This window comes from Phormidium sp. FACHB-592 (genome assembly GCF_014695795.1).
In the GTDB taxonomy this organism is placed as follows: domain Bacteria; phylum Cyanobacteriota; class Cyanobacteriia; order Leptolyngbyales; family Leptolyngbyaceae; genus Stenomitos.
On the sequence record NZ_JACJOZ010000033.1, the window covers coordinates 1 to 25,850 of the forward strand.

The 25,850-nt window shown below is 48.4% G+C and carries 34 protein-coding genes; 14 read left to right on the top strand and 20 right to left on the bottom strand.

What is annotated here, in order from left to right; genetic code table 11:
* The 9 genes from H6F86_RS08305 to H6F86_RS08345 form a co-directional block, all read left to right on the top strand.
* Window positions 1-288, top strand: a 288-nt coding sequence (locus H6F86_RS08305; protein WP_190447975.1) for an NAD(P)H-dependent oxidoreductase, incomplete at its 5' end; no start/stop codon positions are given.
* Window positions 289-448: 160 nt separating this feature from the next.
* Entirely contained in the window at window positions 449-1,201 is a 753-nt protein-coding gene (locus H6F86_RS08310) for an SDR family oxidoreductase (RefSeq protein ID WP_190447977.1), read from the top strand.
* A 178-nt stretch (window positions 1,202-1,379) separates the two neighbouring features.
* On the top strand, window positions 1,380-1,745 hold the full coding sequence (locus tag H6F86_RS08315) for a hypothetical protein (protein ID WP_190447979.1): 366 nt from the start codon (window positions 1,380-1,382) through the stop codon (window positions 1,743-1,745).
* Window positions 1,746-1,904: 159 nt separating this feature from the next.
* Window positions 1,905-2,930, top strand: a complete 1,026-nt coding sequence (locus H6F86_RS08320) for an alpha/beta fold hydrolase (protein ID WP_199305163.1) — start codon at window positions 1,905-1,907, stop codon at window positions 2,928-2,930.
* Between the two features lie 254 nt (window positions 2,931-3,184).
* Entirely contained in the window at window positions 3,185-3,838 is a 654-nt protein-coding gene (locus H6F86_RS08325; RefSeq protein ID WP_190447981.1) for a GPP34 family phosphoprotein, read from the top strand.
* A gap of 296 nt (window positions 3,839-4,134) precedes the next feature.
* Complete coding sequence (locus tag H6F86_RS08330) at window positions 4,135-4,536, top strand: RidA family protein (RefSeq protein WP_190447983.1); 402 nt, start codon at window positions 4,135-4,137, stop codon at window positions 4,534-4,536.
* Window positions 4,537-4,646: 110 nt separating this feature from the next.
* A complete protein-coding gene (locus H6F86_RS08335) occupies window positions 4,647-5,093 on the top strand; it encodes a peptidoglycan-binding domain-containing protein (protein WP_190447985.1) in 447 nt (148 codons plus the stop codon).
* 35 nt (window positions 5,094-5,128) lie between these two features.
* Window positions 5,129-5,416, top strand: coding sequence for a hypothetical protein (locus tag H6F86_RS08340; RefSeq protein WP_190447987.1), 288 nt, complete (start codon window positions 5,129-5,131; stop codon window positions 5,414-5,416).
* 72 nt (window positions 5,417-5,488) lie between these two features.
* Entirely contained in the window at window positions 5,489-5,866 is a 378-nt protein-coding gene (locus tag H6F86_RS08345) for a nuclear transport factor 2 family protein (RefSeq protein WP_190447989.1), read from the top strand.
* Window positions 5,867-6,098: 232 nt separating this feature from the next.
* On the opposite strand, the gene H6F86_RS08350 is transcribed toward H6F86_RS08345, so the two are convergent.
* From H6F86_RS08350 to H6F86_RS08405, 12 genes are all read right to left on the bottom strand, one after another.
* Window positions 6,099-6,488 carry an FAD-binding oxidoreductase gene (locus tag H6F86_RS08350; RefSeq protein ID WP_190447991.1) on the bottom strand — a complete coding sequence of 130 codons (390 nt, stop codon included), beginning with the start codon at window positions 6,486-6,488 and terminating at the stop codon, window positions 6,099-6,101.
* 522 nt (window positions 6,489-7,010) lie between these two features.
* Window positions 7,011-7,859, bottom strand: a complete 849-nt coding sequence (locus tag H6F86_RS08355; protein ID WP_190447993.1) for a hypothetical protein — start codon at window positions 7,857-7,859, stop codon at window positions 7,011-7,013.
* Window positions 7,860-8,037: 178 nt separating this feature from the next.
* The gene (locus H6F86_RS08360) at window positions 8,038-8,334 is read right to left on the bottom strand and encodes a hypothetical protein (protein ID WP_190447995.1); all 297 of its coding nucleotides are present in this window, start codon (window positions 8,332-8,334) and stop codon (window positions 8,038-8,040) included.
* Window positions 8,335-8,369: 35 nt separating this feature from the next.
* Entirely contained in the window at window positions 8,370-8,969 is a 600-nt protein-coding gene (locus H6F86_RS08365) for a hypothetical protein (RefSeq protein ID WP_190447997.1), read from the bottom strand.
* A gap of 106 nt (window positions 8,970-9,075) precedes the next feature.
* Window positions 9,076-9,564, bottom strand: coding sequence for a hypothetical protein (locus H6F86_RS08370; RefSeq protein ID WP_190447999.1), 489 nt, complete (start codon window positions 9,562-9,564; stop codon window positions 9,076-9,078).
* Window positions 9,554-10,054 (bottom strand): hypothetical protein, encoded by a 501-nt coding sequence (locus H6F86_RS08375; RefSeq protein ID WP_190448001.1) that lies wholly within the window; start codon window positions 10,052-10,054, stop codon window positions 9,554-9,556. The genes H6F86_RS08370 and H6F86_RS08375 overlap by 11 nt, the downstream gene beginning before the upstream one ends.
* An 82-nt stretch (window positions 10,055-10,136) precedes the next feature.
* Entirely contained in the window at window positions 10,137-10,337 is a 201-nt protein-coding gene (locus H6F86_RS08380) for a hypothetical protein (RefSeq protein ID WP_190448002.1), read from the bottom strand.
* Between the two features lie 80 nt (window positions 10,338-10,417).
* The gene (locus tag H6F86_RS08385) at window positions 10,418-11,146 is read right to left on the bottom strand and encodes a metallophosphoesterase family protein (protein ID WP_190448004.1); all 729 of its coding nucleotides are present in this window, start codon (window positions 11,144-11,146) and stop codon (window positions 10,418-10,420) included.
* Between the two features lie 38 nt (window positions 11,147-11,184).
* Window positions 11,185-12,396 (bottom strand): RNA-guided endonuclease TnpB family protein, encoded by a 1,212-nt coding sequence (locus H6F86_RS08390; protein WP_190448006.1) that lies wholly within the window; start codon window positions 12,394-12,396, stop codon window positions 11,185-11,187.
* Window positions 12,397-12,655: 259 nt separating this feature from the next.
* On the bottom strand, window positions 12,656-13,678 hold the full coding sequence (locus H6F86_RS08395; RefSeq protein ID WP_190448009.1) for a hypothetical protein: 1,023 nt from the start codon (window positions 13,676-13,678) through the stop codon (window positions 12,656-12,658).
* Window positions 13,679-13,810: 132 nt separating this feature from the next.
* Window positions 13,811-14,047, bottom strand: a complete 237-nt coding sequence (locus H6F86_RS08400; RefSeq protein ID WP_190448011.1) for a hypothetical protein — start codon at window positions 14,045-14,047, stop codon at window positions 13,811-13,813.
* Between the two features lie 716 nt (window positions 14,048-14,763).
* Window positions 14,764-15,432: a HEAT repeat domain-containing protein gene (locus H6F86_RS08405; protein WP_190448012.1), complete on the bottom strand. Its 669-nt coding sequence runs from the start codon at window positions 15,430-15,432 to the stop codon at window positions 14,764-14,766.
* 227 nt (window positions 15,433-15,659) lie between these two features.
* Here H6F86_RS08405 and H6F86_RS08410 point away from each other — a divergent pair, with 227 nt between their 5' ends.
* On the top strand, window positions 15,660-15,899 hold the full coding sequence (locus H6F86_RS08410; protein WP_190448063.1) for a hypothetical protein: 240 nt from the start codon (window positions 15,660-15,662) through the stop codon (window positions 15,897-15,899).
* 120 nt (window positions 15,900-16,019) lie between these two features.
* Here the strand turns inward: H6F86_RS08410 and H6F86_RS08415 are convergent, their stop codons facing one another.
* Complete coding sequence (locus H6F86_RS08415) at window positions 16,020-16,538, bottom strand: hypothetical protein (RefSeq protein WP_206756022.1); 519 nt, start codon at window positions 16,536-16,538, stop codon at window positions 16,020-16,022.
* A gap of 855 nt (window positions 16,539-17,393) precedes the next feature.
* On the bottom strand, window positions 17,394-17,966 hold the full coding sequence (locus H6F86_RS08420) for a hypothetical protein (RefSeq protein WP_190448016.1): 573 nt from the start codon (window positions 17,964-17,966) through the stop codon (window positions 17,394-17,396).
* A gap of 270 nt (window positions 17,967-18,236) precedes the next feature.
* Between H6F86_RS08420 and H6F86_RS08425 the strand changes: the two genes are divergently transcribed.
* Window positions 18,237-19,217 carry a hypothetical protein gene (locus tag H6F86_RS08425; RefSeq protein ID WP_190448018.1) on the top strand — a complete coding sequence of 327 codons (981 nt, stop codon included), beginning with the start codon at window positions 18,237-18,239 and terminating at the stop codon, window positions 19,215-19,217.
* A gap of 134 nt (window positions 19,218-19,351) precedes the next feature.
* Here H6F86_RS08425 and H6F86_RS08430 read toward each other — a convergent pair whose 3' ends face one another.
* Both H6F86_RS08430 and H6F86_RS08435 read right to left on the bottom strand, forming a co-directional pair.
* The gene (locus H6F86_RS08430) at window positions 19,352-19,534 is read right to left on the bottom strand and encodes a hypothetical protein (RefSeq protein WP_190448020.1); all 183 of its coding nucleotides are present in this window, start codon (window positions 19,532-19,534) and stop codon (window positions 19,352-19,354) included.
* Window positions 19,535-19,691: 157 nt separating this feature from the next.
* Entirely contained in the window at window positions 19,692-20,051 is a 360-nt protein-coding gene (locus H6F86_RS08435) for a hypothetical protein (protein ID WP_190448023.1), read from the bottom strand.
* A 378-nt stretch (window positions 20,052-20,429) separates the two neighbouring features.
* Here H6F86_RS08435 and H6F86_RS08440 point away from each other — a divergent pair, with 378 nt between their 5' ends.
* Window positions 20,430-20,708 (top strand): hypothetical protein, encoded by a 279-nt coding sequence (locus H6F86_RS08440; protein ID WP_190448025.1) that lies wholly within the window; start codon window positions 20,430-20,432, stop codon window positions 20,706-20,708.
* A gap of 370 nt (window positions 20,709-21,078) precedes the next feature.
* Complete coding sequence (locus H6F86_RS08445; RefSeq protein ID WP_190448027.1) at window positions 21,079-21,630, top strand: hypothetical protein; 552 nt, start codon at window positions 21,079-21,081, stop codon at window positions 21,628-21,630.
* A gap of 109 nt (window positions 21,631-21,739) precedes the next feature.
* Here the strand turns inward: H6F86_RS08445 and H6F86_RS08450 are convergent, their stop codons facing one another.
* Window positions 21,740-22,027 (bottom strand): hypothetical protein, encoded by a 288-nt coding sequence (locus H6F86_RS08450; protein WP_190448029.1) that lies wholly within the window; start codon window positions 22,025-22,027, stop codon window positions 21,740-21,742.
* Window positions 22,028-22,295: 268 nt separating this feature from the next.
* Between H6F86_RS08450 and H6F86_RS08455 the strand changes: the two genes are divergently transcribed.
* Entirely contained in the window at window positions 22,296-22,445 is a 150-nt protein-coding gene (locus H6F86_RS08455) for a hypothetical protein (protein ID WP_190448031.1), read from the top strand.
* Window positions 22,446-22,459: 14 nt separating this feature from the next.
* On the opposite strand, the gene H6F86_RS08460 is transcribed toward H6F86_RS08455, so the two are convergent.
* From H6F86_RS08460 to H6F86_RS08470, 3 genes are all read right to left on the bottom strand, one after another.
* A complete protein-coding gene (locus H6F86_RS08460) occupies window positions 22,460-22,963 on the bottom strand; it encodes a hypothetical protein (RefSeq protein WP_190448033.1) in 504 nt (167 codons plus the stop codon).
* A gap of 287 nt (window positions 22,964-23,250) precedes the next feature.
* On the bottom strand, window positions 23,251-25,248 hold the full coding sequence (locus H6F86_RS08465; protein WP_190448035.1) for an ATP-binding protein: 1,998 nt from the start codon (window positions 25,246-25,248) through the stop codon (window positions 23,251-23,253).
* Window positions 25,249-25,652: 404 nt separating this feature from the next.
* Window positions 25,653-25,820, bottom strand: a complete 168-nt coding sequence (locus H6F86_RS08470; protein WP_190448037.1) for a hypothetical protein — start codon at window positions 25,818-25,820, stop codon at window positions 25,653-25,655.
* Window positions 25,821-25,850: the final 30 nt, after the last annotated feature.

The following is a 25,850-nucleotide window of genomic DNA, read 5'->3' on the forward strand; positions in this document are numbered from 1 at the left end:
ATTTATGAAACGGGCAGATTTCGAGGTAAGCAAGCAATGCTCTCGTTGACCACAGGTAGCACAGAAGAGGACTATCTTGCAGGCGGTTTTAACGGTGATATCCATGCTATTCTACGCCCAATTCAGCGAGGGATGCTGCAATTCGTTGGTTTTGATGTTCTTGCTCCGCAGATTGTTTATGCCCCCGTTCGTCAAACAGATGCAGTTCGTCAACGTATCTTGAATGATTTTTCGCAACGATTGCGAACCATTGAACGTGAGTTGCCGATCGCCGTAGGTCAGTATTGATCGGCATGGAACTGGCGGGACTGGATTTATGGGGCACGCAGCCAGGATCGTACTCATCCTGGTTGTAGAGGCGCTTCTTATTGCTGGCTCCTACACGTATTGCTGCCTATTGAGTTTTTGACGCAAGTAACATAACCATTCACAACAAGAGGTAACTGTCATGATGCTGAAAGGCAAGGTTGCTTTAGTGACGGGAGGGACATTGGGCATTGGCAGAGCAACGGCGATCGCTTATGCCCAACAACAAGCAAAGGTGGTGGTGGGTCGTCGCATGGATGAAGGTGAAGCAACGGTTCGATTGATCCAGGAAGCTGGCGGAGAAGCGATTTTTGTGCAAGCCGATGTCACGCAAGAAGCCGATGTTCAAGCAATGGTTGATCAAGCGGTTGACGTTTTTGGTCGGTTAGATATTGCTTCTAACAATGCAGGAACGATTGGCGAAAATCCTTCACTGATTGAGCAAACAGAAGCGGAATACGAGCGCACGATGAACGTCAATGTCAAAGGCATTTGGTTGTCGATGAAATATGAAAGCGCTCAGATGTTGAAACAGGGAAGTGGTGCCATCGTCAATACGGCATCTGCGAATGGAGTCGTTGCATTTCCTACCTTCCCCCTCTACACCGCGAGTAAAAGTGCAGTAATAGGCTTGACAAAAGCGGCTGCGCTTCAATATGCCAAAGCGGGGATTCGCATCAATGTCGTTGCACCAGCGGTAATCGAAACAGATATGTTTGAAGCAGCGGCAGGTGGGCAGGATGAAGTCAAAGCTTACATGGCAGGACTGCACCCGATCGGACGGGTTGGCACACCGCTTGAAGTGGCAAATGCAGTCCTGTTTTTATCATCTGACCTGGCATCGTTCATAACAGGTGAAACATTGATGGTAGATGGTGGGTATGTAGCGCAGTAGTCGATCGGCAGTGCGAAATGTTTAATACAGCATTTCAAGCTTCGTCGTTAAGCAGCGAGGGTGAAGAATAGACTTAATCGGAATTAAGAAAAGCAATCAATTCTTAAACCGATTCCAAATCTTCTTGCAGCCTATTTGTCCAGTGAGATACCGAGCACTTTATTACTGGTAAGGTCTAATGAAAAGAGAGTTAGCGATAAGTTTTTTGTTCTCGTTTATGGGCGGCGCAATGGTCTGGGCCTTGTCACCATTTTTATCCGGGCAGGTCGAACCGTGGGATGCGAAAGGTTTTTATTATTCCGCAGCACTTCTTATTGTTGGCCTGATCGTTGGCCTTGCTCGGCCTAAACATATTTGGGCGCACTATGCCGGTATTATGCTTGGTCAACTGACGTATATGCTTTGTTTTCTGCCCGGCAGTCTTCTGCCCGGCAGTCTGTTAATTCCTGTTGGAGTCGCTTTTCTAGCGGCTTACTCCATAATCGCTTTAGCAGGAGTAGCAAGTGGGGTCTGGTTTCGTCGCGTCAGCCGGGTTGCGCGGTGATTTTACTGCCTAACAAGACGTTGCAGCGAACCCGGCGATCGCGCTCCGGTTGCAATCCACGCTGTCACCGCGGGCCGGGTCGCTGAGCTTGGGTCGTTAGACTCCCTTATCTCATCAAATTAGAATAGCTGACGGATTCAACATCGATCACCCCATGCCATGTCTCCCAATGCTCGCCGTTCTGTCAGTCTGGTTGCCTGTCTAATCGCTCTACCTTTATCACTGCTCTCTATGGGTAACACGACACCAGCCTCAACACCGGTCGAGGTTCAGATGACAACGTTAACAGGCACGCTCCATGGCACACAGATTACTCCAGCGTCTAATGTGCCAGCGCCAGCGGTGCTGCTCATTGCGGGTTCCGGTCCGACCGATCGCGATGGAAACAATCCTCTCGCTGGGCAGAATAATAGCCTCAAACTCCTCGCTGAAGGCTTAGCGGGTCATGGCATTGCCTCGATCCGATATGACAAGCGCGGGATTGGAGAAAGCGCAGCCGCAGGACCTGAAGAAGCTGCTTTGCGTTTCGATACCTATGTTGAAGATGCTGCACTTTGGATTCAGCAACTGCAGGCAGATGCTCGTTTCTCAAGCGTCACCGTGATTGGTCACAGTGAAGGCTCTCTGATTGGCATGCTGGCGACCCAAAAAACTGAAGCAGATGCTTTTGTATCAATCGCCGGCATTGCCCAAACTGCATCACAAGTTTTACAAGATCAACTGCGACCGAGATTGCCAGAGGCCTTATGGCAACAGAATGAGCAGATTCTTGCTGCTCTAGAGCAAGGGAAGAGGGTGACCTCTGTTCCACCAGAACTCAACGCGCTCTACAGATCGAGCATCCAACCCTACCTCATTTCCTGGTTTCGCTATACCCCTGCCCAAGCGATGAGGCGTCTCACTGTCCCTGTTCTCATTGTTCAAGGAACAACGGATATCCAAGTGCCTGTCAGTGAGGCGCAAGACCTGAAGAGGGCTAAGCCGGATGCGGAGCTTAGAATCATTGAGGGGATGAATCACGTCTTAAAAGCTGTTGCATTAGACCCTGAACAGCAAAATGCTTCCTATTCTGACCCAACGCTGCCAGTTGTGCCTGAACTCGTTGAAGAGATAAGTCAATTTATTCATACCAGTGAGATGCGCCGTGGGTCTAACCAGTCGCTGCACCGGAGCGTGCCAAATTGATTGATTGAGTGGCAAAGGTTATTTGCGTCCGGTGAGCCTGGTCGTTATAGACCGTAGGAATCTCGATGCTGGTGTGCGTACCGCGCTGGCTACCGAAGCAGAATTAAAGCCATCTTAGAGGCGGCAAACGCGGCGATCGCACAGGCACATGGACAGAAGCCGCTTAAGATTTTTACCTTTCGGCATCAAACTTGCGATTAGCGCCGAGGCGCAACCCCGAAGGAACCGCAGCATACCTCAATAAGGAATTCATCATGCAATATCTTTTACAGGACTTAATCCTTCTTGCACTCAATCCCCAAACTGGGAAAACGCGCTTCTCTTGGTACTCTGCACTCGACTATGGCTTGGTCGGTTCTTTATTACTAGACTTAGTACTGCAAGGCAAACTTGAGATCGACAACGACAATCGTGTGATCGGTGCGATCGCAGGCAACACAGGCAATGAATTCTTAGATCAACGCCTCAGTGAGGTTCTAGCATCGTCTCGTCCTCGAACTGCAAGGTTCTGGGTGACGCATTGGAGACGAAGATACCTAGGAATTCAAACGATTGTGTTGCAGAACTTAGTTGATCTAGGTGTTTTAGAACGACAAGAACAACGCATGCTTGGACTGTTCCCAACGCAGCGATATTTTCTAACCGATGAATCCATTCAACGCGAGATTATCCAGCAAGTTCGTGCCGCCGTGTTAGAAGGCATTGGACTGGATTCTCGGATGGCAGCATTGATTAGTTTGATGCAAGCCTCTCACCTGACCGATGCGGTGTTTAGACCTGAAGAACGTCCTGAAGCGCGATCACGAATGAAGGCGATCGCAAGAGAGGAGCTGGTCGGTCAAGCAGTTTCAAAGGCAATTTTAACCGTTCAAGCAGCCACGACTTTGGGTGCAATCAATGGCGGATGAAATTGTTACGGGTTGTATGGAGCAATAGTTCGGACAATTTTTGACAGGAAAGGGTTTCTGCCAGAATTGTCCGGAGTGTTGTTGTCATTACATAGCAAGTAAATTCTAAACATTGATAGTTCAATCGAATGATACTGAAACGAACTTGCTCTTCACCATAAGAATCTGGAAGAAAGCAAGCATTGGAACTCAGTACACTTCAGATCAATACAACTTAGTGTCTAAAGCGGATGATGCCGAAACAAACTTATTTCAGCAACGCGAGCTAGAGTCAAACGTACTACACAAGGAACACCATGAACAAGCCCAAGTTTTTTGTTACCCCTGGTTACGGGGAATACATGCTGAATAACTTGCATTACTCGCAAGCGGTAAGAATTGGCGATCGAGTGGAGATCTCCGGTCAAGGTGGCTGGGATAACGATCTGCAAATTCCCGAATCGCTTGTAGACGAGATTGCTCAAGCGTTTCGGAACATAGAGCGAACCTTGGCAACTGCCGGGGCGGGCTGGGAGCATGTTGTCCATGTCAATTCTTATCATGTTGGCGGGTTGCCCCCAGAAGTTAACGAGGTGATGGTCAAGCTCTTTCGTCATTACATGCCCAACCATGCCCCCATTTGGACAGAGCTAGGTGTTGCAGCGCTTGCACTGCCAACGATGCGAATTGAAATCCGCGTGACTGCAATTGTTCCGTGAGTTTCGCATCAGTGGCAGCACTGCTCTACATCGAGCGGAGCAAGCAGATGGAGTCATAACTCCGACACGAAATTGATGCTAACTAGAACTGATCCATCAGAAGGACAGGCATGAAACTTCAAACCATTTTCAGCTTACTAACGATCGCTACAGGGTTGCTCGGAGGTTTATTCACTCATCCAGCGATAGCGAAGCGCTGCTGCGAAGCGCAGATCGCACACAGCCTTTCTTCACAGCAAACATCACCCGTGCTGATCGCCACTGCCTACACTGATTTAACCTTACCCACCTTGCGCCAAGGCGATCGCGGTAGAAACGTGGCACTGTTGCAGCGTCTTCTTCTTGACAATGGCTTTTTAGGAGCCGCAGGCGTGAGATTAGGCAATCCAAGTGGTGCGATCGTCGATAGCATCTTTGGTGAGCTTACAGCTTCTGCAATCCGAGATTTACAGCAACGGTACGAAATCCCAGTCACAGGGCAAGTCAATCCTACCACTTGGGAAGTCCTGGATAGGCACGAAAACCCCTATCGATCGCCGCTTCCCTGGAAACAATAGAACCTTACACAACCACAAGCCACAGGAGATTTCTCGTGAACCGAAAGATTCTTTCAACCAAAATTACAACCACAATCGCAATCACAATTCTGTTTGGCGTACTCCTACTGTTCAATTTTCCATCCCTGGCTCAAGTCAGTTCACAAGTGATTCCCAGAATCGCAGTGATCGAAAGTTCTGAAGGGATTCCACCCAGCTACCGTTTAGTCATTAGCCGATCTCAGGACAATGTTTATGTCTTCTGTCCGACTGGTTTCGAGCCAGAGTTGAACTATCGGCGAAATGTGAAGGCGATTCAATGTAAGCCGTTTACCAGTCCCTAGAAGTAAACCAGTGAGGGGCAACAGCATAACAACTCACACTACTTTTTTGCTTTGAACAGAGGAGAGATTCAGATGTCAGAGAACAATAAAGCCATTTTAGAAGCGGCAAATGCGGCGAACGCTGCAGGCAACTATGAAGGATTCTTGTCATTCTGCACTGACGACACGAAATGGACCTTCGTAGGGGACAAGACCCTGAACGGAAAAGCAGCTGTTCGCCAATATATGGCAGAGACATACATAGAGCCGCCAAAGTTTACGGTCGCCAACTTAATCGCTGAGGGTGATTTCGTCACGGCAGTTGGCGACATCACTCTGAAGGACGCAGACGGGAAGGCGGATCATTACTCGTACTGCGATGTCTGGCGCTTTCGCGGCGACAAGATGGTCGAACTAAGAGCTTTCGTCATCAAAACCGAAGTCAAGGATGAAACTAGCAGCGTACTGTAATACCGTAATTAGAAGCTCATAGATTCGTCTTTTGAATCCACCGCAAGCTAGAGGGTATAACTTTGATCTTGTCCGTGGTGTGACCGCTGAGGTAGGGTAAATCGCGGCAGCGATCGCCGCTCTAGTCACAACGCTTCTGCACAAAGCTGCAACGCTTTTGGATCAAATTGCAATCCTTTTGCATCAGACTGCAATGTTTCTGTATCGAGTCATTTTGCTTCTGTCACAGGTTTCAAGGTATGGCTATCAGCAAAAACTTGATTGATTTATCACTCATAGCATCCAGCCGCTCGAAATCGCAGTCAATGTTTTCGGTAGTGACGATGGCTTCAACCCGTGCGATCGCTGCTGTGAAGCTGTCTGCAACTAACTTTGCCGCTTCTTTACCACGAGTATCTTCAATCTCGTCATAGCGATCATCCAAGGCAGTAGCAAGATGAGCGGTCGTCCGAACCGTTTGACCACCCCCAATCGCTCTACCCTCTAGTACTACTACAGCTTTCTGCTGCTTTGCCAACAAGTAAGCCGTTGTTAGACCTGCAATGCCTGCTCCAACCACACAAACATCGGCATGAAGGGTTTCTGTTAAGGATGGCTGCTCAGGAATTGTTACGGTTTCCATCCAAACCGAAGTGCTTTGCCCGGAACTTTTGCACATTACTGCTGCCTTAAATTATTTGCCCTCTCTCAGGAATCTTTACACAACTTCATAAAAGCGAGGGTCTCTCGCAAGGAGGAGAGGCGGCAAAAGCAACACTCAGCAAACCATTAGAGCGAGTTGCTAGAACTAGTAGTGGTGAAGTTTTCACCGACCTTAGGCAGCGAACGTGATGATCGCCAACCTTAAGCACAGCTATTAGCTGCCTAACCAGTTGCTGCGCTGGGGTGCGACCATGCGGTCAGTGAGTTGCAAAGGTTATCGATGTCCAATCGACCGCCTGCATGAAGCATGTTGGCGGTGCCAGCTCATCGTTCAGCGAGCAATCAAGTTGACGTGCCAACCAAAGCGCTTTCTGTGGCTGCAATCACAACCAGCAAAGATATTGTCCAACTTGTGCGGTGCTCCCATGCTGTCTCCCCTTTGTAGTGTGTGTTGAAGTCACACTGATGGGACGGTAGAGAGACGGTAGGGAGAAAGGGTAAGTCACCTTTCTGTGGTTAGTCCAGCAGCTATGATTGCTTGACTGAGTGCTTCTGTAAGATCCAGTGTTTCTGCCCACTGGAAAAGGTAGTTAAAGTCTAATGCTTGACCTTGTACTTTGAGTATGCCGATCACGTCTCGCCATTGCTTTTCAGAGTTTGAACGCTGCCCCCAACGCAATTTGTTCAGTACAAGGTCTTCAGGCGAAGCGAAATAAACCGATCCGTAGCCAATAATGTTAATTAACTGTCTGCGGGCAAATTTGAGTCGATCAAACTTGCTGTCTTGAGCAAGGACTAAGTCGCAGCGTGAAATGGTTACTTGGTGGGTAATACTGAGTGTCTGCACGCGACCGTCCCTTAAATCTTCAACACCGGGGACATAGAAGCCGTTTGCTTCTAATTGGCTGACCAGTACTGACAGTTGGGTTTGTTCTAGTGTGAACACAATGTCAAGGTCTCTGGTTGCCCTCACTTCGCCATAGGTTGAAGAAGCCACACCCCCAGTAATGTAGTAGGGCACCTGGATCTCGGTCAATAAATTATGGAGCAAGAGCGCTAATTCATTTGAATCCTGAATCCACGTCATTACAGTGCCTGTGATTGGAAAGGGAACAGCGTCAATGCCTAAAAAAGCCTTAGCGACGTAAGGCGCTAGTTCTGCTTCTGTCAAGTTTGGGTGACGTTGGTATAGCCCACTAACGCAGAAACGACGGGTCGAGCTTGTGAAGGCAGTTGTCATGAGAAAGCGATCGCTGTTCGACTTTTGCCGCAGCAACGCAAACTCATACACGTCAGTCTCAAGACTGGTGTCACTGGCTTGGGACTGGTAGCCTGGCTTGACTATTGCCATGTCCTAGTTTTCGAAGTAAAGGGTAGGAAAGACGTTGGCGTTACCCCGCTCTGTGGTTAGTTTAACTTGCCTCGTGACCAGCCAACCTAACGCCCTATGAGGAGAGTCAGGAACGACCAAAAACAGACTGGTAAACCCTCTCCCTTGTATTAGCGTCTTTTGACTTTTAAGGACAAATTTAAGGAAGCTGCTGACTCTGTGTTGCCCATATTCTGCCTTCTGGAGTGAGTTTGATTTGCTCTACTTTGCCAACCAGTCCTTGTGCTATGAGCTGCGTGACTTCAGCTTCTGAGAGTGCATAACCTAATTTGGTACCATTGTAATAAAGCTGATAGGCTTTGGTTCTAGAGTCTTGCTGTAACCAACAGTCTCCGTTGACTAAGGCGGCAACAATAGCCGCTTGTGACTCGTTGAGGTTAATTTTGGCGCTAATGTCGATGTTGTTTTGGCCTGAAGAGCCTTGGGGGTCGAGCATGGTTGTTGGTTTTGCTTGAGCTGCAAAGCTCAAGTTTACCGAGACTGTAATAGCCAGACCAAAACGCCGAGTATCGTGTCAACGGGTGGTAGCGTGTGATCAAGCAAGTTGATTGTCAGTGTTTGTTCTTCGAGCTTGAGAAAGCGCCACTGAGTGCCGTTACTCACACTGCCGAACACAGGGCTGCCGCACAGTCCGTTCTGCTTGTTAAAGATTTGAGCCGCTACGACTTCAGCAGCACATTGACCTAACCCCGTGCTAATGTCGGCTTTTTTAGCTTCAACCACAATGATTGCAGGCGCTTCAATAAACAGTTGCTCAGGTGATTTGCTGACCAGGAAGTCACAGTAGCCAGTGAGTTCACGACTAGGATCGACATTAAACTCTTCTCCCGAAAACACACTGACTTGCCCAGGCAAGAGCCGTCTTAACTCTAGTAAGACAGGATTGATAATGCCTTCAGACCTAGCTTTTTCGCTGCCGACTGCTGCCCAAGGGACGTTTTGCTTCAGCGTTTCGCTCAACAAGTGACTCGGCATGATTGGCTCAATAGGAGGCAGAAAGTTTTCGACTTCTACTACCTTTAAGTCAAAGTCTCGCACGGCTTTGCGGAGACTGAATTGGTTGTAAGCCATAGCTTGAGTTACTTGCAATCTCTGGTCATGTTCATTGTACTTGGTACCGCTCTGCTGCCTGGATGGGGCCGTATAGGTGGGTCGTCTGCGAAGTTTGTGTGATGCGTTATACAGGTTCTCCAAACGATTGCCGATACATTTGCCACTCGTTTTCAGAGCCGACGAAGACATCGTAGCCCTCAAAACAAAGTGCGGTTTCCACAACATGAACCACTCTTGCTACGTCTTCGCTGCCTACGGTCGCAACAGTGAAGCTGAGCGAACCATGTTCCCCTTCAGGCGACTCCAGAGCAATCGCCCACCATAAAGCGTCGTCGCGCATGTTTTGCGTCACTGCAACCCGTGTTGCGTAGCCAGTGGGCAAGTCGAAGCTGCAAGCCCAATCCCATTCATTGACACCGATTGCTCCTAGTAGACTGGGCATTGCTTCCAGTCCCCGTTGCTCGTAGAAGAACGCTACTGTCTGACTTTCAGCTTTTGCCAGAGTAGCCCAACCTTCAACTAAGGTTAGTATATGTTCTTCGTTGTTTGGGTTTAGCAGCCGTAGCGCCTGGTCCAGCGCTTCAGTCAATTGCTCAGTGAGGTCATTTTTCATAGCCTTGCCACCGCTCAAAAACGTGTCTGTGTTGCCATAACGACTGCATAGGTGCGCTAAAGAAGCCAGTGTCAGCGTCTTCCGCTTTCGCTGCCTGTTCCTCAATCGGCGGCAGAGACGCGCTGAGAGCGAGGTGTAGAAAGCGGTCTAAGGTCAGGTCGCTGGTCGTGTCGACCGCAAAGACAAGCTGCACTTCCTGTTCGTCTGGGTGGCAACGCTGCCCTGCCTTCAGGAGGGACAAACGCAGGTTAAAGTTTTTGCGGTTGTGCCAGTAAAGGTAAAAGCTGTACACCCAGAGCAAAGTGAGCTTGTATGTCCAACCGTTCTTGCTTCTTAACCGGCTGCGGTAAATGTAGTGTTGCTTGAACGACCATGTAGTTCCTAACCAACGGTCAACCCACTGCGCGATCGCACACCGTTCGTCGTCTTCTTCGTTGTCCCACGGCAGGCTTGTTACACCTGGAGGGTAGCTCCAACCAAACTTACTCATGTCTCTCCTACTCTTAGAGGTTCTTTTGGGCGTTAAGTCGCTGTTGTGCTGCCGCTTGCTCAGTGTCAACCCAGCGTTTTAGCTATAGCTTGAGTGTCTGTACTTCGTGCTCCAGACTGCTGATCCGTTTTGTCAACTGTTCGTGTTCTGACTCATGACGGTGCTTTTCAGGGTCATAGCCCACACGGGTCAGAAAGGCTTGCATTTCAGCCGCTTTGACTACGTAAGGCAGGCTATCCCAACCCGGTTCGCCCCAACGCGGTATTGAGTTTGCTTCCGTCATGGGCGTTCCAGAACAAAAAAACACTCAACAGCAGAAGCCATTGAGTGCGGAAAGGGAAGGGGTTTGGGGCATGTGCGTCGTCAAGACAGGCGGACTGGCGTTGCGCTGTCGACCAGACGACGGACTCTGGCCTCGTCTGTGAGCACGTTCACCTGGTAGACGGTTTGTGTTTCCCAGTTAAGTGCAGTCAACCAACCACTTTTGCTATGGTACACCCCTGTTTCCAGGTCATACCAGTTCGGTCCTTGGGCAAGGTTGCCCACCGGGACTTGTGAGCCGTTCTCGGTTTTGAGCAGAAACGTGATCGTGTGACCAACAATGATCGTTTTCTCACCCAGGAACAGTGGCTTCTTACTGCTGAGAAACTCGTCCCTGATCCAGCAACACTCCTCAGCTGTCTGCTCTTCCAGTGGCAGACCAGGCATAAGCCCAGCGTGTACTAAGAGAAGGTCTCCCAGGTCAAGGTAGAGCGGTAGGGACTGCAACCAGTCGAGGTTAGCCGTGAATGCGTCCAGCCCCTCGGCTATGCCGCCGTACTCCTTGAGCGTCTGGGTGCCGCCATTACGCAGCCAGTTCAGGTAGCTGTTAGCGTCTCCCAGCAGGGCACCCAGAGCCATTGCTTCGTGATTTCCTAGCAGGCAGGCGTGCCCACCGTCTTTCACAAAGTCGATTACTTGCTTACTCTGTGGTCCTCGGTCAATCAGATCGCCGAGGAAGTACAGCTTGTCCGCTGGTGAGGCTGCCAGTGTCAGCAGAGACATGAGTCCCTCAAAATGCCCATGCACGTCCCCAATAATTATGCCTGCCATGTGGCTAGCCTCTTGAGTGAATTACCTGACGCTCATTGTTAGGCGATAGAGCGCGGGCTTCCAACTTCAACGGAAGCAACCTCGGAGTGCATGGCTTTTTTACGTCCAGCACCCTTCGGATTTACACTCCCTCGATTGGCAGTAGCGCTGATTCCCAACGCCAATAACCGCAAGCCTTCATTCTTGATATTGATCGCGGCATTGACATCCCGGTCATGCCGCTGACCACAGTGAGGGCAAAGGAAGGAGCGCACAGAGAGAGCCAGCTTGGGGAGCGATAGCAGTGTGTTGGAGCAAAGGTGCGAGGAAGGAAAGAACCGATCGATTTCTAGATAGGTCTTGCCGTCAAACTCAGCTTTGTATTTCAACATCGTGCAGAACTTTCCCCAACCAGCGTCGCTGATGGCTTTGGCGAGGGTGTGATTCTTAACCATGTTTTTCACTGCCAGATTTTCCACCACCACAACTTGGTTTTCGTTGACTAGCTTGCGGGATAGTTTGTGGAGAAAATCCTCTCTGACCCTAGCGATTTTGCTATGAACTTTAGCCACCAGGCGACGCGCTTTGCAGCGTGTCTTACTACCCTTTTGCTTGCGGGATAGCTTCTGCTGTTTGCGTTTCAGGTTCTTAGCGTGTTTTTGGAGGTGCTTCGGGTTGTGAAACTTGGAGCCATCAGAGGTGACAACAAAATCAATTAACCCCAAGTCAAGCCCAACCGCCTTACCATCGCTGCTGCTTTCAGGCATCGCTTTGCCGTCATCAATGAGCAACGAAGCGTAGTAGCGCTCATCTGGTGTTTTTGAAACGGTGACAGTCTTGATTGCACCTGTGGGCAAAGCCCGATGCAGCTTGGCTCTGACCGTACCGAGATTGCCAGGAAACTTGATTGCTACCCCATCCAACATCTTCACGTTTTGAGGGTATTGCACAGACTGACGAGCAAACTTACTCTTGAAGGTGGGATATTTTGCCCTGCCCTCAAAGAAGTTGATAAACGCCTGCGAAAGATGTAGAACGGCTTGCTGGAGGCATTGCGAATAAGTCTCCTTTAACCATTCAAACTCTTGCTTTAAAGCTGGTATCCGCTTCTTCATGTCGTAAGCAGACACGCCTTTACCCGTCTCTTTGTACGTCTGAGACATCAAAGAGAGCGACTGATTCCACAACCATCGTGTTGCACCAAAGTCTTTGGACAACTGGCTCACTTGCTCAGCAGTGGGGTAAATGCGTACTTTTGTCGCTTTCAACATATCATCAGCTTAGCGTGTTTCCAGATTGATGCTAAAAGCTGTAGTTAAGGTGTTCGTTTCAGTGCTGTTGCCTTCTCTGTCTTACGGAAGCGGTCAGATAACGCACCTCAACTCACGCGCCTTTCATCCCGACGCTCACCTTTCAGGTAGAGCGCGGAGCTTCCCGTCTAAGAGCTAAGACGTGTTGCTGCATAGCGTTTGCTGCCAGAAAAAGTGCCCTTGCAGGCTGACGCTGTAGCAGGGGAGGGAGAGGGTGGGTTTAGCGCTGAAACGGCTCCAGAAATTGCAGCACTTCCCCAGCACCGAAGGTAGGGAACTCTTTGTCCTTGTCTGAGTCAAACGTTTTCCATGCCAGCAGTGCCGGGAGCCACGCCCCTGCAATGTCGAGCGGCAATTCATGCGAAAGGGGAAAGTTGCCGTCATTGCCGAGTACACAAGCCCCGGTGTCGTCATAGAGAGCGAGGTTGGAGAAGTTCAATTCGAGACCATACTGCTGTACGAAGCGACAGAGAGGATGATCCTGGTTGTCCAGGCTGCCCACTGTCGCCAATAGGTCATGGGACTTAAGCCAGGCTGTAAACGCCTCCAGGGTCAGCACCTTTAATAGCTGCCGTTGCAAGGGGGTTGCGTCCGTGAGTAACAGCATTTGCTCTGCGGTTTCGAGGGCAAACAGCGCTGTTTGGAGACAAGCACCCTCTTTTACACCCGAGTTAGTCAGCCCAATCAACGTGCCTTTCAGGGCTGCTTTGACCAACCCTTTACGTAGCCGTTGCCGCGCGCTGCTCTCTGAAATTTCTACGTTTTCGGGTGCGGGCGTTGGGGTCTTGGTCGCTTCATGCAGAAACAGCAGGAAAGCGCGACCCTCCTGCTCTGGTGTCTGGTAAGACGTCCAGTTGCGGTTGGGGTAGACGTAGGTCAGGTAGTCTTTGACAACCACATGATTGCGAGTTGCCACTGCTTCCCAACCGACATAGTGGGTGCTTGTCTGTCTCTTTTCACTGATGGCGATTGTGAGGTCTTGGTAGTTGAAGTAGGCGATTGTTTTGAGATTGCTTGTGTCGCCTTGGAAGCGGAAACTGAGCACTGGTAGAGCTGCCAGTGTCTCCTGGTCAAACGGTAGTTTGAATTGCTTAATTGCCTCTGCTTGTGCATGCTGACGTGCCGTTCGTGCCTCTGCTGTCTGCTGTGCTTTCTCCTGCTCAGACTGTAAGACTGCTTGAGCGATCGCAGTGTCTAGAAGGCTTGGCTCTGAGTACGTTGCGTTGCTGTTGAGGGTGCTCATGGTGCGTGATTGAAATTGCATCCTGAGCATCAGAGAGAGGTTGGAAGAGCGGGTATGGGGATCAGGGTTAGCGACCAATGAAAAAAACCAATGCCCTTTGGGGGGCAGGTTGGTTCTGGTCGAGCCTATAAACTAGGCATTGGCAGTTTGAGCTTTGAGCACTTTAAGGGTGGCACGCAGGTTGGCAACCGAGTCCTTGAAGTAAATGCTGTTTTTGCCTTCAACTCGGACGGTTGCGGTCGTGATCAGCACTTCAGCAGCAGCGTTATCTGTGTTACGACCATTGCCAGTCAGTGCTTTGCGAATAGCACCGCACAAACCGAAATATTGCGAGGCGAGGTAAGCGTAGCCGGATTTGGGTTGAGACATGGTGGATTACTCCTTGTTGTGTAGTTGTCTTGGATCTCACCCCACCGAAGCGACAGCGACCGGCCCGGACGGCTTGGACTGGCTCGTTCTCCTCTAAGCAACGACCAAAACACCACGACCACTCAACACGATCGCTCGTCTTGCTCTGCCATAGACCAAAAAGCGTTAACCCCGTTAGGGGCTAGACGCTGGCTGTAGTTTCTACTTCCGTTTTCTACCAACGCGACGCAGTGACCACGAAGCTGCTTTTTTGGCACTCCAGGCTCCACTTTGCTACCCCACTGGTGCGACAGCACGTTTTGTCTACTGCCAAGCGAAAAGTACTAACTCGAAGGCTAGTTCTCACCCAGTTTCCACCTGTGTACTACTGAAAGCACCGCTCTGCGTGCTCTATATAGTCATCCAGAGATAGCAAGAGAGAGAGGCTTTGCGTTATTCAAGTGATGCAGTAGTCTTTGATGACCTATCTCTTGGTTGCAAACTGATTGCGTTGATAAGAATCATGCTCTGAGTTCGAGCGATCGGCCAGTTTCAAGTCATGCTTAAAACATACGTGGCTGAGTGGAGACTATGCGAACTGACAAGTCAGCGCTTACGCTCTCGCCCTTTCCTAGAGTGGACCCGTACTTAGAAAGCCCTGAGTTATAGTCAGAGGTTCATAGCCGCTTGATTGCAGCGATCGGGGATGCTCTGTGAGAAGTATCGGGTGGCGAGAATTACAGAACCATAGGAGCGATTTTTGTGAGTACGAGGACAGCCTGACTACGAACATCTGAATTGTCATCTTGACTGAGTTGCGTGAGCATCTCCTTCGCCTCAGCCGCTTGCTCGCCTTGCTTAGCTGCAATTTCTTCTAACTTGATCACAATCGCCACTCGAACCAGATGATCTGGATGATTCAAAGACTGTTGAAGTTGAGCGATTGTATCGTCTGAGTCAGTTTCATTCAATTGAAAAATTTCTGCCAAAACAGATTGATGCTCAGGAGCCACAGAACTTTCAGGCTCTGCTTCTGAATGAGCAAATTCACTATTTTCTGGATGGAGATCAATGACTTGGTTCCCATGCAATTGGGCATCTGGATGAGATGCCTCACTAACTGACAGAGACGCTGCTAAAGATAAACCAGTTTCATCGGTATTGAGTTGAATAGTAGGCTCATTTACAGGTTGGTTCAGTATTTCAGGCACTGCTCGGTCTAGGTCTGGCTCAAGTTGCACTGTAGCAGGGGTTAGTTGGGGCAACGATCGCGACTTGGGTTGCGCTGTTTGCAGGGTTGATGGTTGGGCTGTAAGAGTCGTTTGTCGCTTTTGGTAGACCCGGGATCCAGCCACAATTGCTTCAGCTAGGGCGTAGAGGATTAAGCCAAACCAGATTACGTTCATCGTTCTTGCCTCTCATAAAGCCTTGTTATTGCCATCACACATCATCAAGTTACTCTCCTACATCCGTCTTGTTAAAGAGATTAGCGATTTAAGCCAAACTTCTATTTGCTCTGGCGCAATCGATTAGGGATGGTGGCAGCAAACCAATGAGAGACTCTTTGTGAAGCCAGATTAATCAGCCACACTGAGAACATTGAAGTGTGGCTTTACGCTTTCTGCGCTGCTCTATGACCGACCCTAAACCTGATCGCAAGTCCGTCTTCATCGAAAAAATCATGCCTGTGACGCTCCTCAATGAGCAGGTGTATTACGAGCATAGTGGCAACCCGTTCAAAGGTTTGCATCGGTGGTACTTGTGGAAGCCGCTGTCGTTTAGCCAGGCGAGTGTGTTGGGTTCGCTGCTGCTGTCTGTCCGATTCGCCAGATCAGTAGGAAAAGGGTTCTTTAGTGCCATTGCTACACCTTGAATTTCAAGGCGCTGGCTCGTCAGAGTCCTCAGTCTCCAAGACCGTAAACATAGCAGCAAACAATGCCAAAAAAATTGCGAAGCTTTGCAAAGACTTTTGGCATGCCCTTTTGTGGTTGACCTAGCGTTTCCACCCACCCGAACCTGCTTGCTGTGCCCGTCGGCTGACTAGAGCGATCGTTTTTGCAGCGCGGCAACCTGGCTCTTGTTTGAACTGCACCCAACCAGTGGCAGCTAGTTCAGTCTGGACAAACGTGCCTGTAGTCAAGTGGACTTCACGTCTCTCGGTTGCGGTTGGTGCGGTAGGAACCACAAGGTCATCAAGGTAAACTTCGTTGTTGGAGCTTGCCAGTAGGGCTATGAGTGCGCGTTTAGCCTCAAGTTGGGCTGTTAGGTCTACAAACTGACTCAGGCAACTTAAGACCACTGTGCTGGGTCCTTTATCTGACGGACTTGAGGAACTTAAAACTAAGCTCAGGTCATCGTTCACGCTACTGACCTTGCGGGCGGCAGGAGAATGAGTGCCCTGCACGACCGTGGGAGGAGTGCGGGTGCGGTAGAGCGCTATGGCGACTACGAGGACTGCCTGCACGAGCGCCAGAGCCAGGACTAATTGAGAGAGGGCATTCCACTTCTTCATAGCCGTTAGAGTGCCCTGGGCGACTTTGCTCTTCACTCTGGCTGAAAAAACTAAACCCCGAGAGGTTTAGAGCTAGTACTGTTTTATCGATCGTGTTGGGTTGCCGGGGCAGGAATCGGCATGGTGACCGACACACTGCTCCCCGGCAATAGGTACGAGGTAGGGCGGGCTTTGCGCTTTTCCCTACCGCATTGCAGTGAGAGCCTGCAACTCGCACATACCGATGCCGTTCCACCCTCTACTCAGGTTGACGCCAGCTCTCGTAGTTGGAACGTTGAAGCCTCGGTACATTGGGGTAAGTCACGCATGTAGCCAATCGCCATACCGGAAGGTCAACAAGGACTCCGACTGACACACGCGATGCTGGGTCGTTTTCCCTTTGTGAGGGCACGCCCAGTCTGGAACCTCAGCTTGTCGGCTCAGACCCGAAGGCGTAAGTTAGTCCGCTTTGGTATGCTCCAGAACCCACTTTCCTGCGCCGACAGGCGGTGAAAAGAAAGGGGGTAAAGGAGCTAGCCCCTCCCTCCCTCTGCTTCTGTTGCTTTCGTTGTTTGAGTTGGCACGCTGGCAACGAACATAAACCCCATTATGTTTACAACAGTGTTGCTGAACCACGCGAATTTCCCTTTGCGGTAGTTCTTTGTTTGCATACTCTAGTAACAGCGGGTTTTGCTAGCACTTCTGGCGCTGTTCCTTGCTTGCCTTCACGCCTGAAGCGACGTCTGAGTGCACGCCTCATAAGCTTCAGTTCTGCGCTTTTGTGGCAAGTATCCCGGTGTCGGCACCGCTTGATCCAACTGCGTTTGTTGTTCTCTAGAAGCGTTTCCACTACACTGCTGACACGTTGAGCGTGGGTTACAGGTTTGGTATGAATTGAGTCGTTATTGGTTGCCACTCTCTGTATTGCTGGCTCTGCGTGTCAATTGTGTCTAAGGAACGAAACCGAGAGCCAACAACACCGTCCAGTGGTCCGCCTTCGAGTACAGTGCCAAGAGCAGTTTCATACTGCTGAAGGTGCCGCCAGACCGCACTCACTTCTATTGCGTCAGGGTCATTGCTGCCAACACCCCGTAGAGTCTGAGTCTCTCCTAAGAGGGCGATCGCTACCTTTTCCTCAACGGTCGTAGCGTACATAGGGCTTCTAATGTAGAACCGGAACAGCAAGTAGTAACGCCACTGCTGTTGTGGTTGCAGCTCCAGGAATCGTTTTTTACCTTGTTCACAGAGTGCGTTTTCGTCCTTCAGGACGTGAGCGAAGCTGTCTAGGTCAGCGGCAAGCGCGACAATCGGCTGACCTTGAAAGGGGTCTCCTACCTGCACACTGTCCGGGAAGGTTCCAAGGTTGTCTGAAATTCTCAAAACTTTGAGCCACCCCTGTACGTTTTGGTGGTCGTAAACGAGCGCATAGCGGTTCTGTGTGGTTTTCATGGCTTCTCCTACCAATGTTGTCCTAATGCCACGCCAGTACTGTGCTAACGCTCTTGAGGTTGCCCATAACAAGTCCGTGTCGCCGGACTAAAACCGCGTAAAGACGACGGACAAAACCCCGCTTGTCAGCCTCTAACCCCCACCTAACACACGAAGGCAACACAAATAGTAGTTTTGTACTACTATGTTCCTAACGTCCCTGTAAATCGTCTGTAACTCACTTTTCGGATCGAGGTTTGCCTTCGGTTCTTTTGCCACTTGAGGACGATTATGAAAGTTTGCTATTTAAAGCTGCTGAGCTTACTGCTGAGTCTGGCTACACTTTTTGCTGCTGCGCCAGTCCGCGCCGAGAGCGGTGCGCTAGATTTTGGTGTTCGTGCAACTGACACCCCTGTTATTGTGGCTGTTTTACCGTCTGAGGAGTCGGAGCCGTTACCCAGCGACGTGGTTGAGTCGTCCGCTCCGTCTGAACCTCAGTCGCCTGCTGTAAGTTTTGACCCTTCGGGGGTACAAGGGTCGTCGGTAGCAACTGCTGCCCCAACTTCAGCACCAAAGCCGGCAACGGGAGAGGCTGACCTTTTCGCAGGTGGTTCTGACTCCTTAGTGGCTCGTACCGTCGGACACGCTGAAGGCACCCGCACACCCAACGGTAGTAAAACTCGTGCCTATTACGGGCATTCTGACCCTGGCAACGGGGTGTGGAACTTGGGCAGCTTTTCGTACCAGCATGGAGCTAGTTCGCCTGAAGCAGCGGACGAGAAACAGCTACGGCGCTTAGAGCGGCAAGCAGAGGTGATCCGTCAAAAAGCAGACGCGCATCGCTTAAACCTGTCGCTGGAAGAAGAACTGAACGCGATCGACCTGGCAAATCAGGCTCCTTTGGCAGCACTGGACACACCTGGCTATGTGGACTGGCTGAAGAAGGCACACGAACGTGGTTTAACAGGTTCAGACGCTGTGTTGTGGGCACGTACACAGTCCTACTGGAACCCACGACGTAACCGTTGGGAAGCACCGGGGTTGGGTAATACAGAAGACGGCATTAGCCACGACCAAAATCGACGGCTAACGGCGATCGCACGAGCGCTAGACATTTACCAACAGCAAGTAGCGGCACGTCGCAAAGAAGAAGAGCCGCCGGTGCAAGTGGCAAACAAACCACCGGAAGAGGCGGTCGCTGACCAGATCATTTTCCAAAACCTGTCGTCTACTTCGTCTTCTGAACCCAGTTTAGTTGTCGTCATTCCCTAACAAAAAACCTCTCCACCATGCGGTAGAGAGTCTCTGAATGTTTGCCAGTCTAGTTATGCACTACCGTAACGCCGGGTGCCCTCCTAGACTGGACTTCAAGCTTTTGCTGCGTCAGCAGTCTTAGGAAATAGGAACTAATAGCCGTAATGCCCTAACCGGTCTTCCAGGTACTGCTGGTACTGGTCGTCAATTGACGGTCCTGTAAGCGTTGGGAATTGGACTGAAACCTCTTGGGCTTCTGGTTGGACTTTCACGGTTGTGGTTGTACCAAGGTTGACGGTCTGTGGTACTCCTGTCGCGGCGACTTCTGTGCTCATAGGTCAGTTTGTTTTACTAGCAGTGCATACCCATGCCGCGACAGCGGTGCGCTAGTTTGTTGTTTGCTTGACTCAAGCTGTGGAGTGACTGCTGTGAAAAAAACGTAGCCTTTTGAGGTGCTGGTTAGCCTGGAAAGCACTGTGTTTGTACTAGCCCCTACCGCTGTGCTTGCTCCTGCAACACCCGTTCAATCGCTTCTAGTCGTACCGAAGCCCGAATCAATGTTGTCTGATCCAGCATGTCCAAGTGGCTGAGTTCCAGGTCAACAGTGACACCAGTTTGCACAATGAGCAACCACAACACGTCTGATCGCAACGCTTTTCGTTCCTCGTAGCTCAACGCCTGGTGTAAACACGCCCTCAACTGAGCAGGCAAAGCACTGATTGATTGAGCGATCGCTTTATCAACTGCTATCCACATGCGTCGACAGTAGTGGTCATAGAGCCATTGCAATCCCTTTAAAGCTGCTGTGGGCGGCGGTATTTTGTTGACTGTCCAGTACTGCGGTCTGTCCATGAATTTACTTGAGAACTTGAGACAGCTGGCTTAGAGGCTAAATTACTACTATGGGCTTGAGTGGCAAGACGTTAAGACAAAGCTACTGGATCTGGGTATCGGTCGAGCCGACCCAATAGAGGGCAAATGTTAGATGACCTCTGGCGATCGCTTCAAACTGCCATCACTAAACCCGAAGCCGCTAAACTTGCTCCCCTCTAGCAAGCGCTCGAAGCTGCCCTAGTACCACTGCCACAAGAGAATCAGCTGCGAGTAGCCGCAGAGGCGATCGCCCAGCTTGCTAAGGACTACACCGCCCGTGCTGACGCGCTACTCAAAAGCCTGGATTGAGAACCCACACCCACAGAACCAGTTCTAGGCGCTGACTTCCTTGCTGTCTTGGTCAAACAAAGCACGGCACTCAACTTAGAAGCCCTGGTTGAAGTAGCTCCAGCCAAGCGGCGATCGCGGGTAAGTAATCCGATTGATTCTGTCATCGGAGTGATAGACAAGCAAGCCCTACTAGATGCGCTAGACGCGATGCAGCCGTTGTCTATGGCTCACGCCGAAAATGTGGGTGCTTGGTCAAGTGCGATCGCTAGTTATCTGCAACAACATCCAGCCACATCGCTAGTAGAGGCACAACAAAATCTTAAAATGCTGTTAGTCGCACTCTGAATTGGAGCCTTGCTCTCTGGTCAGGTCAAACTAGAGCAACGTAGCAACTTTTATCAAGCTGATAGTGTTTGGCTGGTGCATCAATGAAAGCTCCGAACACTTACATCTGCATCGACTAGGCGACTCAGACGATCATGGTTTTCTTTCCACCACCAATGCCACCGTTAAGTTTGACAGCAGAGGAAGCTGAGGCGTTAGGGCAAATACTGATTAAACAGTCCCAGTTTTTGAAGGTGCAGCAGAGTAACTAGAGAGAGTGATTTCAATAGCTAATCTCTGCAAGACCTTTATGAATTTATGAACAAATTTCCTGTGTTCAGGCTTTTACCCTGAATTACTGCTTAGAGCTAACAAATGGGTTCCTGTACTAATGAAGTTCGACGAACAAAATACTGTATTTCAATTAATTGACAGAACCAATCTTGAAACCACTAAAACGAACCTACCAATTGATTCGATTGGATCAATTATTCATTTAGACGATAGTGATGATATTTTTATCGTTCGTCATATTGAAATTAAGATTGAGCATAAAACAGAATTCACTCGCAAGTATTCTGATGATATTACGCCAAGCTGGGATGATGTTGATGACTATTATGTTCCTGGTCATACTACTAACAAGATATGCCAAAACACATATATAACTGTTGAGTTAGATACTGAACATCGTAGACTGTCCCTAGAGAAACTGGAGCAAAAGAAAGCTGGGATTCAGCTTATCTTTTGGTTTAGCGTTACAATTTTTGCACTTTTGTTACTTCAGTCCAATTCGCATCCCAATAAAAAAATAAGAGAGTTTACTTCATTTGATAGATTCATGGGTTCCGTTCAAATAGCTTGTTTTTTTGGGGCAACAGTTTCAGGCATGGCTCTTTCACTCAGCTCTTTTTCACACAACTTTACTAAGTTAATTGAGTAAAAGCAGGCTTTGAGTACTAATTGTTTGGTTAATCCCTATAATCTTCATAATTAATGAGAAACTAAGCTGATTCTGATAGCTTCAAACAACCAATACAACCTTAGAACAATCAATATCCCCAACTAGCATTGCTCACACCCCAGACTGGGCGTTCCAGCATCGATGCCCAACCATAAACCACTGCATCACCGCAATCGGGCGATCGGTGCAGGCGCTTGCGAGTCTTTTCCTTATCTCCAATCTTGGTTGTGCCCTTACCGGTCTCTTCGTAATACGTCCCGGCAAGGTCATCCATCACCTCATCTTCGTACTCACCCAACGGCGCGATCGCCACTTCCCCTTTCCGCATTGCCTCGCGTAGTGTCCAGTAGAGTTCGGCTTTGAGGTTCTCAGCCATAAACGTTTCATCGTCTTCAGGATCGACGTGGGAGCGCCACCGAAAACCACTTCAAACGCCATATCCGGATCGAAACCTTGCTCACGTAACGAGCCATGCAGTTCAGACAGAGCACTGGAACCCACCCTAATTTTGTCGATACCAATCGAACCTGGATGCTGTTGCAGTGCCTTATAGCCCCACTGAGCCGCGCGACTGATATCCTCCTCGTCGCCCTTCGTTGCCATCTTATCGATCGCATACAGCACGGGTCTGCGCCAGGAGGACAGTGCATGTCATCGTTGCCATCGCCCACATCAATGCCATGCCGCCAGGACTGGAGTTGTGCCAAACCATCCCAATAAGAATCAGGGCAGATTTTGCAGTGCTGGTGCCAAGGCAAATTTTTGAGGCATTGTCGATCGTTCTTTGCTTTTGAGTAAACTAAGCCAATCACGAAAATGGAGCGTGAGCCGCCTGGACCTTGGTCTTTATCCGCATCCCCTTCAGCACAAACTTCAGCAGATGAGTATGGAAGCCGTTGCCTGACTCTTCCACTTTGGGCTGAAACACTTGATATTCAAACTGTGCGAAATATTCACAGCCTCCACCAGGTAGGCTTGCTTCTATAGCACCAGTGGCCAGCACTCTTGTCAGCGCGATATCTTCCACCACGGAACTAATTAGGTTGTGCACAATGATGCCAAACCCTGCTTGCTGAGGGCATCGTTTGCGTTCCGATCGCTGAAAGATTTGTAGTAGAGCAACTCTGTCTGCCTCTGTGCCAAATGCCCCGATCATCAGCACGCGCTTCGGTTCGTACAAAATGCCATCAACTAGCGGCGTGCCGTTGAGTGAATAGCTCAAATCGGCACTATCCGCAGAATTATGCTCATAGCCATTGACGAAAAAATCAGTCAGTTTGCACTCGATACCGTCAAGGGTCAAAATCAACACAGCAGGGTAAGAACGCGTCCCTCTGTAGCTTCGTCGTTAGCCTGCTAGCAAAAATTTAAGGGCAAGCACGTCGCTGCTATATATCTGACTGCTAGTACCGTCGTTTAACATTTAATTCTCGTTCTAGCAAACCCTTCTTTAGGCTTATTACTGACGTAACTGGCATAAGGGATCTGAGTTTCCATCTCTCCCCAATGCTGGTCCAAAGCTTCGCTACTATCGAAATCTAATCGAATGCTAGCAAGAGAAGGCAAGAGGAAAATACCTCTTGCTCTAAAAAATTCTAGTTAAATCCCTAATTTTTGGAAAAATATTTTGTTTCGCATATCTGCGTCTTTTAATAACTTGTCCCAACTTACAACTTCCATATATAAATTAATATTGTCAATCCATAAAAACCAGCCCATGTTATCTGGCATCGGCTTAAAATTTTTATCGCGTTTCAACCATTCTTTAACTTTCTCAGTAAGGGTACATACTACATATCCATAGAAAGGAGTATTTATAGCAATATTAATTTCCAAGCCTTTGGGGGTTTTAAACTTCCCATCTCTTATACTGTTAACGTAACGAACAGTTTGTTGGATGGGATCTTCTTTTGAAGACGGATTAACAAAATCGTCTCTACCTGGTTTTTTAAACTCGAAAATTGTTACAGGATTGCTGCTCTCATTATCGCCACGAAATGCGACCCTTCTATCATAAACAAGTAAATCAGGAATTTCTGTTCGCTTTCTACCTGAAGGCTGATCAGAAGAAATATAGCTGGTAAAGTTTAATCTTTCGTCAATAATCCATAAGTTGTGCTCTTCATATTCAAGTGTATTGCTACCCTTCTTTCTAGGAAAAATAATGTCATGGACAAAACCTTCTGATGAATACTCTCCAGCAACATTAATTTCTAAACTTCTCCTAAAAATTTCTAAGACAGCACGCCGTAATGAAATGTAGTGGATTAAATCGTTTTTACTAGACTCCGAGATCTTTTCGGTAATGTCCGATATGTTTTCCTTGAAATTCTCTATGTTTTTGCTTTCTAATATGACATTTACTTCATGTCTTATTGCAACCTCTCGCTTAAATTTTTCCTTTTGTAATAATGCTTCAATCTCTTCATTACTAGAGTTGTAAGGAAAGTCAGACAAATCAATGCTACCAACAATATTTTTGTGCCAAGGCGCTTCTTCTTCCACGTAAGAGAGTATGCGCTTCTGTTTCTTTTCTATCCTTATGGAAATGTCATCAATAACAGCTTTCTTTGTAAGATTTGCAGCTCTAGACTCAATATCGGATTGAGATACGCCATATACAATATCGTTATCTTTTTGAAACTCAAACTCTCCACGTTCAGGTGATACGTTGTCGTCTAGATACTGGCTAAAAACATAAGATTTGATTATATAGTTTCTTTCTAAGTTGTTAGTTCCATCCTCTCTTTTGTCATAAAACTCTTCAAAAAATTCAGGAATATAATCATGTATCGGATTAGCAATAACTTCACGCTTATGAGCTACCAAGCTGATTTTACTTACTTTGTTTTTTGGAGAATAAATCTTAAATACTCGAATATAAAAAGCATGAGTAGTTTCACCTTGACCTAAAAAGAAACTGTTTTCATCAACTTCCAACTCCTTGATAACGGCGAAATCTTCCCTAAGGTAATCATTTAAGACAATCGAGTTCGAATCGTCTTCCTCAGTTAATACAATCTCAGGACAAAAATAATCTTTGGTGATGAAATAAGGTAAGATTTTTTCAACAAGGCTCCTAGCTACCGTTGATAGTCTTTTGTCAAGAAAGCTGTTGGTTACTAAAGCTAAAGTTACTGAAGTCTTAGAAGTATTTAGCTCAGAATCACTAACCCTTTCATTAACAATAATTTCTTTCTCCCTGCCCATAGAAAACCTTCTTCGTCGATATCGTCCAGACTCAAAATAGGTACTATCGACATGAAAGTCTTTAAAGTATTTAAGGCAGGTAAATCTTCCGAAGCCTTTCCCACCTTCTCGGATCTTATATTCACTATATAAAGTGTCGAAAGAATCTCTATTTTCATCGGTAAATCCAATACCTTCATCTATTACTTCAATGCTCTGTATAGATGGTAGTGAGCCATCTATCTCAATTTGTGGAGAGCGCTTGACAACAACTTTAATGCTTCCTTGCCCAATGTTCGTATTCTCTACAGCCTGAATTGCGTTAACAATTACTTCAGCGATTGGCGTATAAATAGTGGTCTTAGATCTAATGTTTTCAACCACTCTTTTGATGTTTACATTGCTCATTTTAAAACTAAATGTATAGATTATATAACTACCCTAAACCCTAAAAATACATCAAGATTTGAGTAGTGCTTCTCCTTATGCTAAGTAAGTCAATCATTTTCTAATATTGTAATTGCCCTCACCATTAACGTAATTGACCGTCTCTACTTCTAGTGTAGGTGAGCTAAACTGGCATCAAGCAGATAAGAGTACTACTTTGTCATACTAAGCTAGGTTTTAATGGTTTCGCTTCTTTGGCTTAGATGTCAGTGCTGTTGAGTTGGTAACTTTCAACTGGGCTAACTATCTTAAAAGTAGCCTAAACGTTTTCTAGCGAATCACTTTATTTACCTTTTAAATAGAACAGAACGGAAGTAGCTCAAAAGGGTAGTGCTAGTTCTGTAGGTCTTGCTACTCGGTGTTATTCAACTCCTCAGCAGGTTGCCAGTATTGCGATTCTGATGGTCTACGTAATCGTCTACTGGAGCTTGAGAATAGAACGCCAGTGCTCTAGGGGTGTTTGCCAGCCGCTCGATGTTTGAGTTCAACAGATCAAGCTTTTGCCCAAGGAAGCCAATCAGTTCTGCACCCACCGATTCAGCTCTGCTTGCTTTTGGTTCTGT

Coding starts and splice junctions, on each gene's coding strand:
- H6F86_RS08310 (WP_190447977.1), top strand. CDS start 449: ATGATGCTGAAAGGCAAGGTTGCTTTAGTGACGGGAGGGACATTGGGC.
- H6F86_RS08315 (WP_190447979.1), top strand. CDS start 1,380: ATGAAAAGAGAGTTAGCGATAAGTTTTTTGTTCTCGTTTATGGGCGGC.
- H6F86_RS08320 (WP_199305163.1), top strand. CDS start 1,905: ATGTCTCCCAATGCTCGCCGTTCTGTCAGTCTGGTTGCCTGTCTAATC.
- H6F86_RS08325 (WP_190447981.1), top strand. CDS start 3,185: ATGCAATATCTTTTACAGGACTTAATCCTTCTTGCACTCAATCCCCAA.
- H6F86_RS08330 (WP_190447983.1), top strand. CDS start 4,135: ATGAACAAGCCCAAGTTTTTTGTTACCCCTGGTTACGGGGAATACATG.
- H6F86_RS08335 (WP_190447985.1), top strand. CDS start 4,647: ATGAAACTTCAAACCATTTTCAGCTTACTAACGATCGCTACAGGGTTG.
- H6F86_RS08345 (WP_190447989.1), top strand. CDS start 5,489: ATGTCAGAGAACAATAAAGCCATTTTAGAAGCGGCAAATGCGGCGAAC.
- H6F86_RS08350 (WP_190447991.1), bottom strand. CDS start 6,488: ATGGAAACCGTAACAATTCCTGAGCAGCCATCCTTAACAGAAACCCTT.
- H6F86_RS08355 (WP_190447993.1), bottom strand. CDS start 7,859: ATGGCAATAGTCAAGCCAGGCTACCAGTCCCAAGCCAGTGACACCAGT.
- H6F86_RS08360 (WP_190447995.1), bottom strand. CDS start 8,334: ATGCTCGACCCCCAAGGCTCTTCAGGCCAAAACAACATCGACATTAGC.
- H6F86_RS08365 (WP_190447997.1), bottom strand. CDS start 8,969: ATGGCTTACAACCAATTCAGTCTCCGCAAAGCCGTGCGAGACTTTGAC.
- H6F86_RS08370 (WP_190447999.1), bottom strand. CDS start 9,564: ATGAAAAATGACCTCACTGAGCAATTGACTGAAGCGCTGGACCAGGCG.
- H6F86_RS08375 (WP_190448001.1), bottom strand. CDS start 10,054: ATGAGTAAGTTTGGTTGGAGCTACCCTCCAGGTGTAACAAGCCTGCCG.
- H6F86_RS08380 (WP_190448002.1), bottom strand. CDS start 10,337: ATGACGGAAGCAAACTCAATACCGCGTTGGGGCGAACCGGGTTGGGAT.
- H6F86_RS08385 (WP_190448004.1), bottom strand. CDS start 11,146: ATGGCAGGCATAATTATTGGGGACGTGCATGGGCATTTTGAGGGACTC.
- H6F86_RS08390 (WP_190448006.1), bottom strand. CDS start 12,396: ATGTTGAAAGCGACAAAAGTACGCATTTACCCCACTGCTGAGCAAGTG.
- H6F86_RS08395 (WP_190448009.1), bottom strand. CDS start 13,678: ATGAGCACCCTCAACAGCAACGCAACGTACTCAGAGCCAAGCCTTCTA.
- H6F86_RS08400 (WP_190448011.1), bottom strand. CDS start 14,047: ATGTCTCAACCCAAATCCGGCTACGCTTACCTCGCCTCGCAATATTTC.
- H6F86_RS08405 (WP_190448012.1), bottom strand. CDS start 15,432: ATGAACGTAATCTGGTTTGGCTTAATCCTCTACGCCCTAGCTGAAGCA.
- H6F86_RS08410 (WP_190448063.1), top strand. CDS start 15,660: ATGACCGACCCTAAACCTGATCGCAAGTCCGTCTTCATCGAAAAAATC.
- H6F86_RS08415 (WP_206756022.1), bottom strand. CDS start 16,538: ATGAAGAAGTGGAATGCCCTCTCTCAATTAGTCCTGGCTCTGGCGCTC.
- H6F86_RS08420 (WP_190448016.1), bottom strand. CDS start 17,966: ATGAAAACCACACAGAACCGCTATGCGCTCGTTTACGACCACCAAAAC.
- H6F86_RS08425 (WP_190448018.1), top strand. CDS start 18,237: ATGAAAGTTTGCTATTTAAAGCTGCTGAGCTTACTGCTGAGTCTGGCT.
- H6F86_RS08430 (WP_190448020.1), bottom strand. CDS start 19,534: ATGAGCACAGAAGTCGCCGCGACAGGAGTACCACAGACCGTCAACCTT.
- H6F86_RS08435 (WP_190448023.1), bottom strand. CDS start 20,051: ATGGACAGACCGCAGTACTGGACAGTCAACAAAATACCGCCGCCCACA.
- H6F86_RS08445 (WP_190448027.1), top strand. CDS start 21,079: ATGAAGTTCGACGAACAAAATACTGTATTTCAATTAATTGACAGAACC.
- H6F86_RS08450 (WP_190448029.1), bottom strand. CDS start 22,027: ATGGCTGAGAACCTCAAAGCCGAACTCTACTGGACACTACGCGAGGCA.
- H6F86_RS08465 (WP_190448035.1), bottom strand. CDS start 25,248: ATGAGCAATGTAAACATCAAAAGAGTGGTTGAAAACATTAGATCTAAG.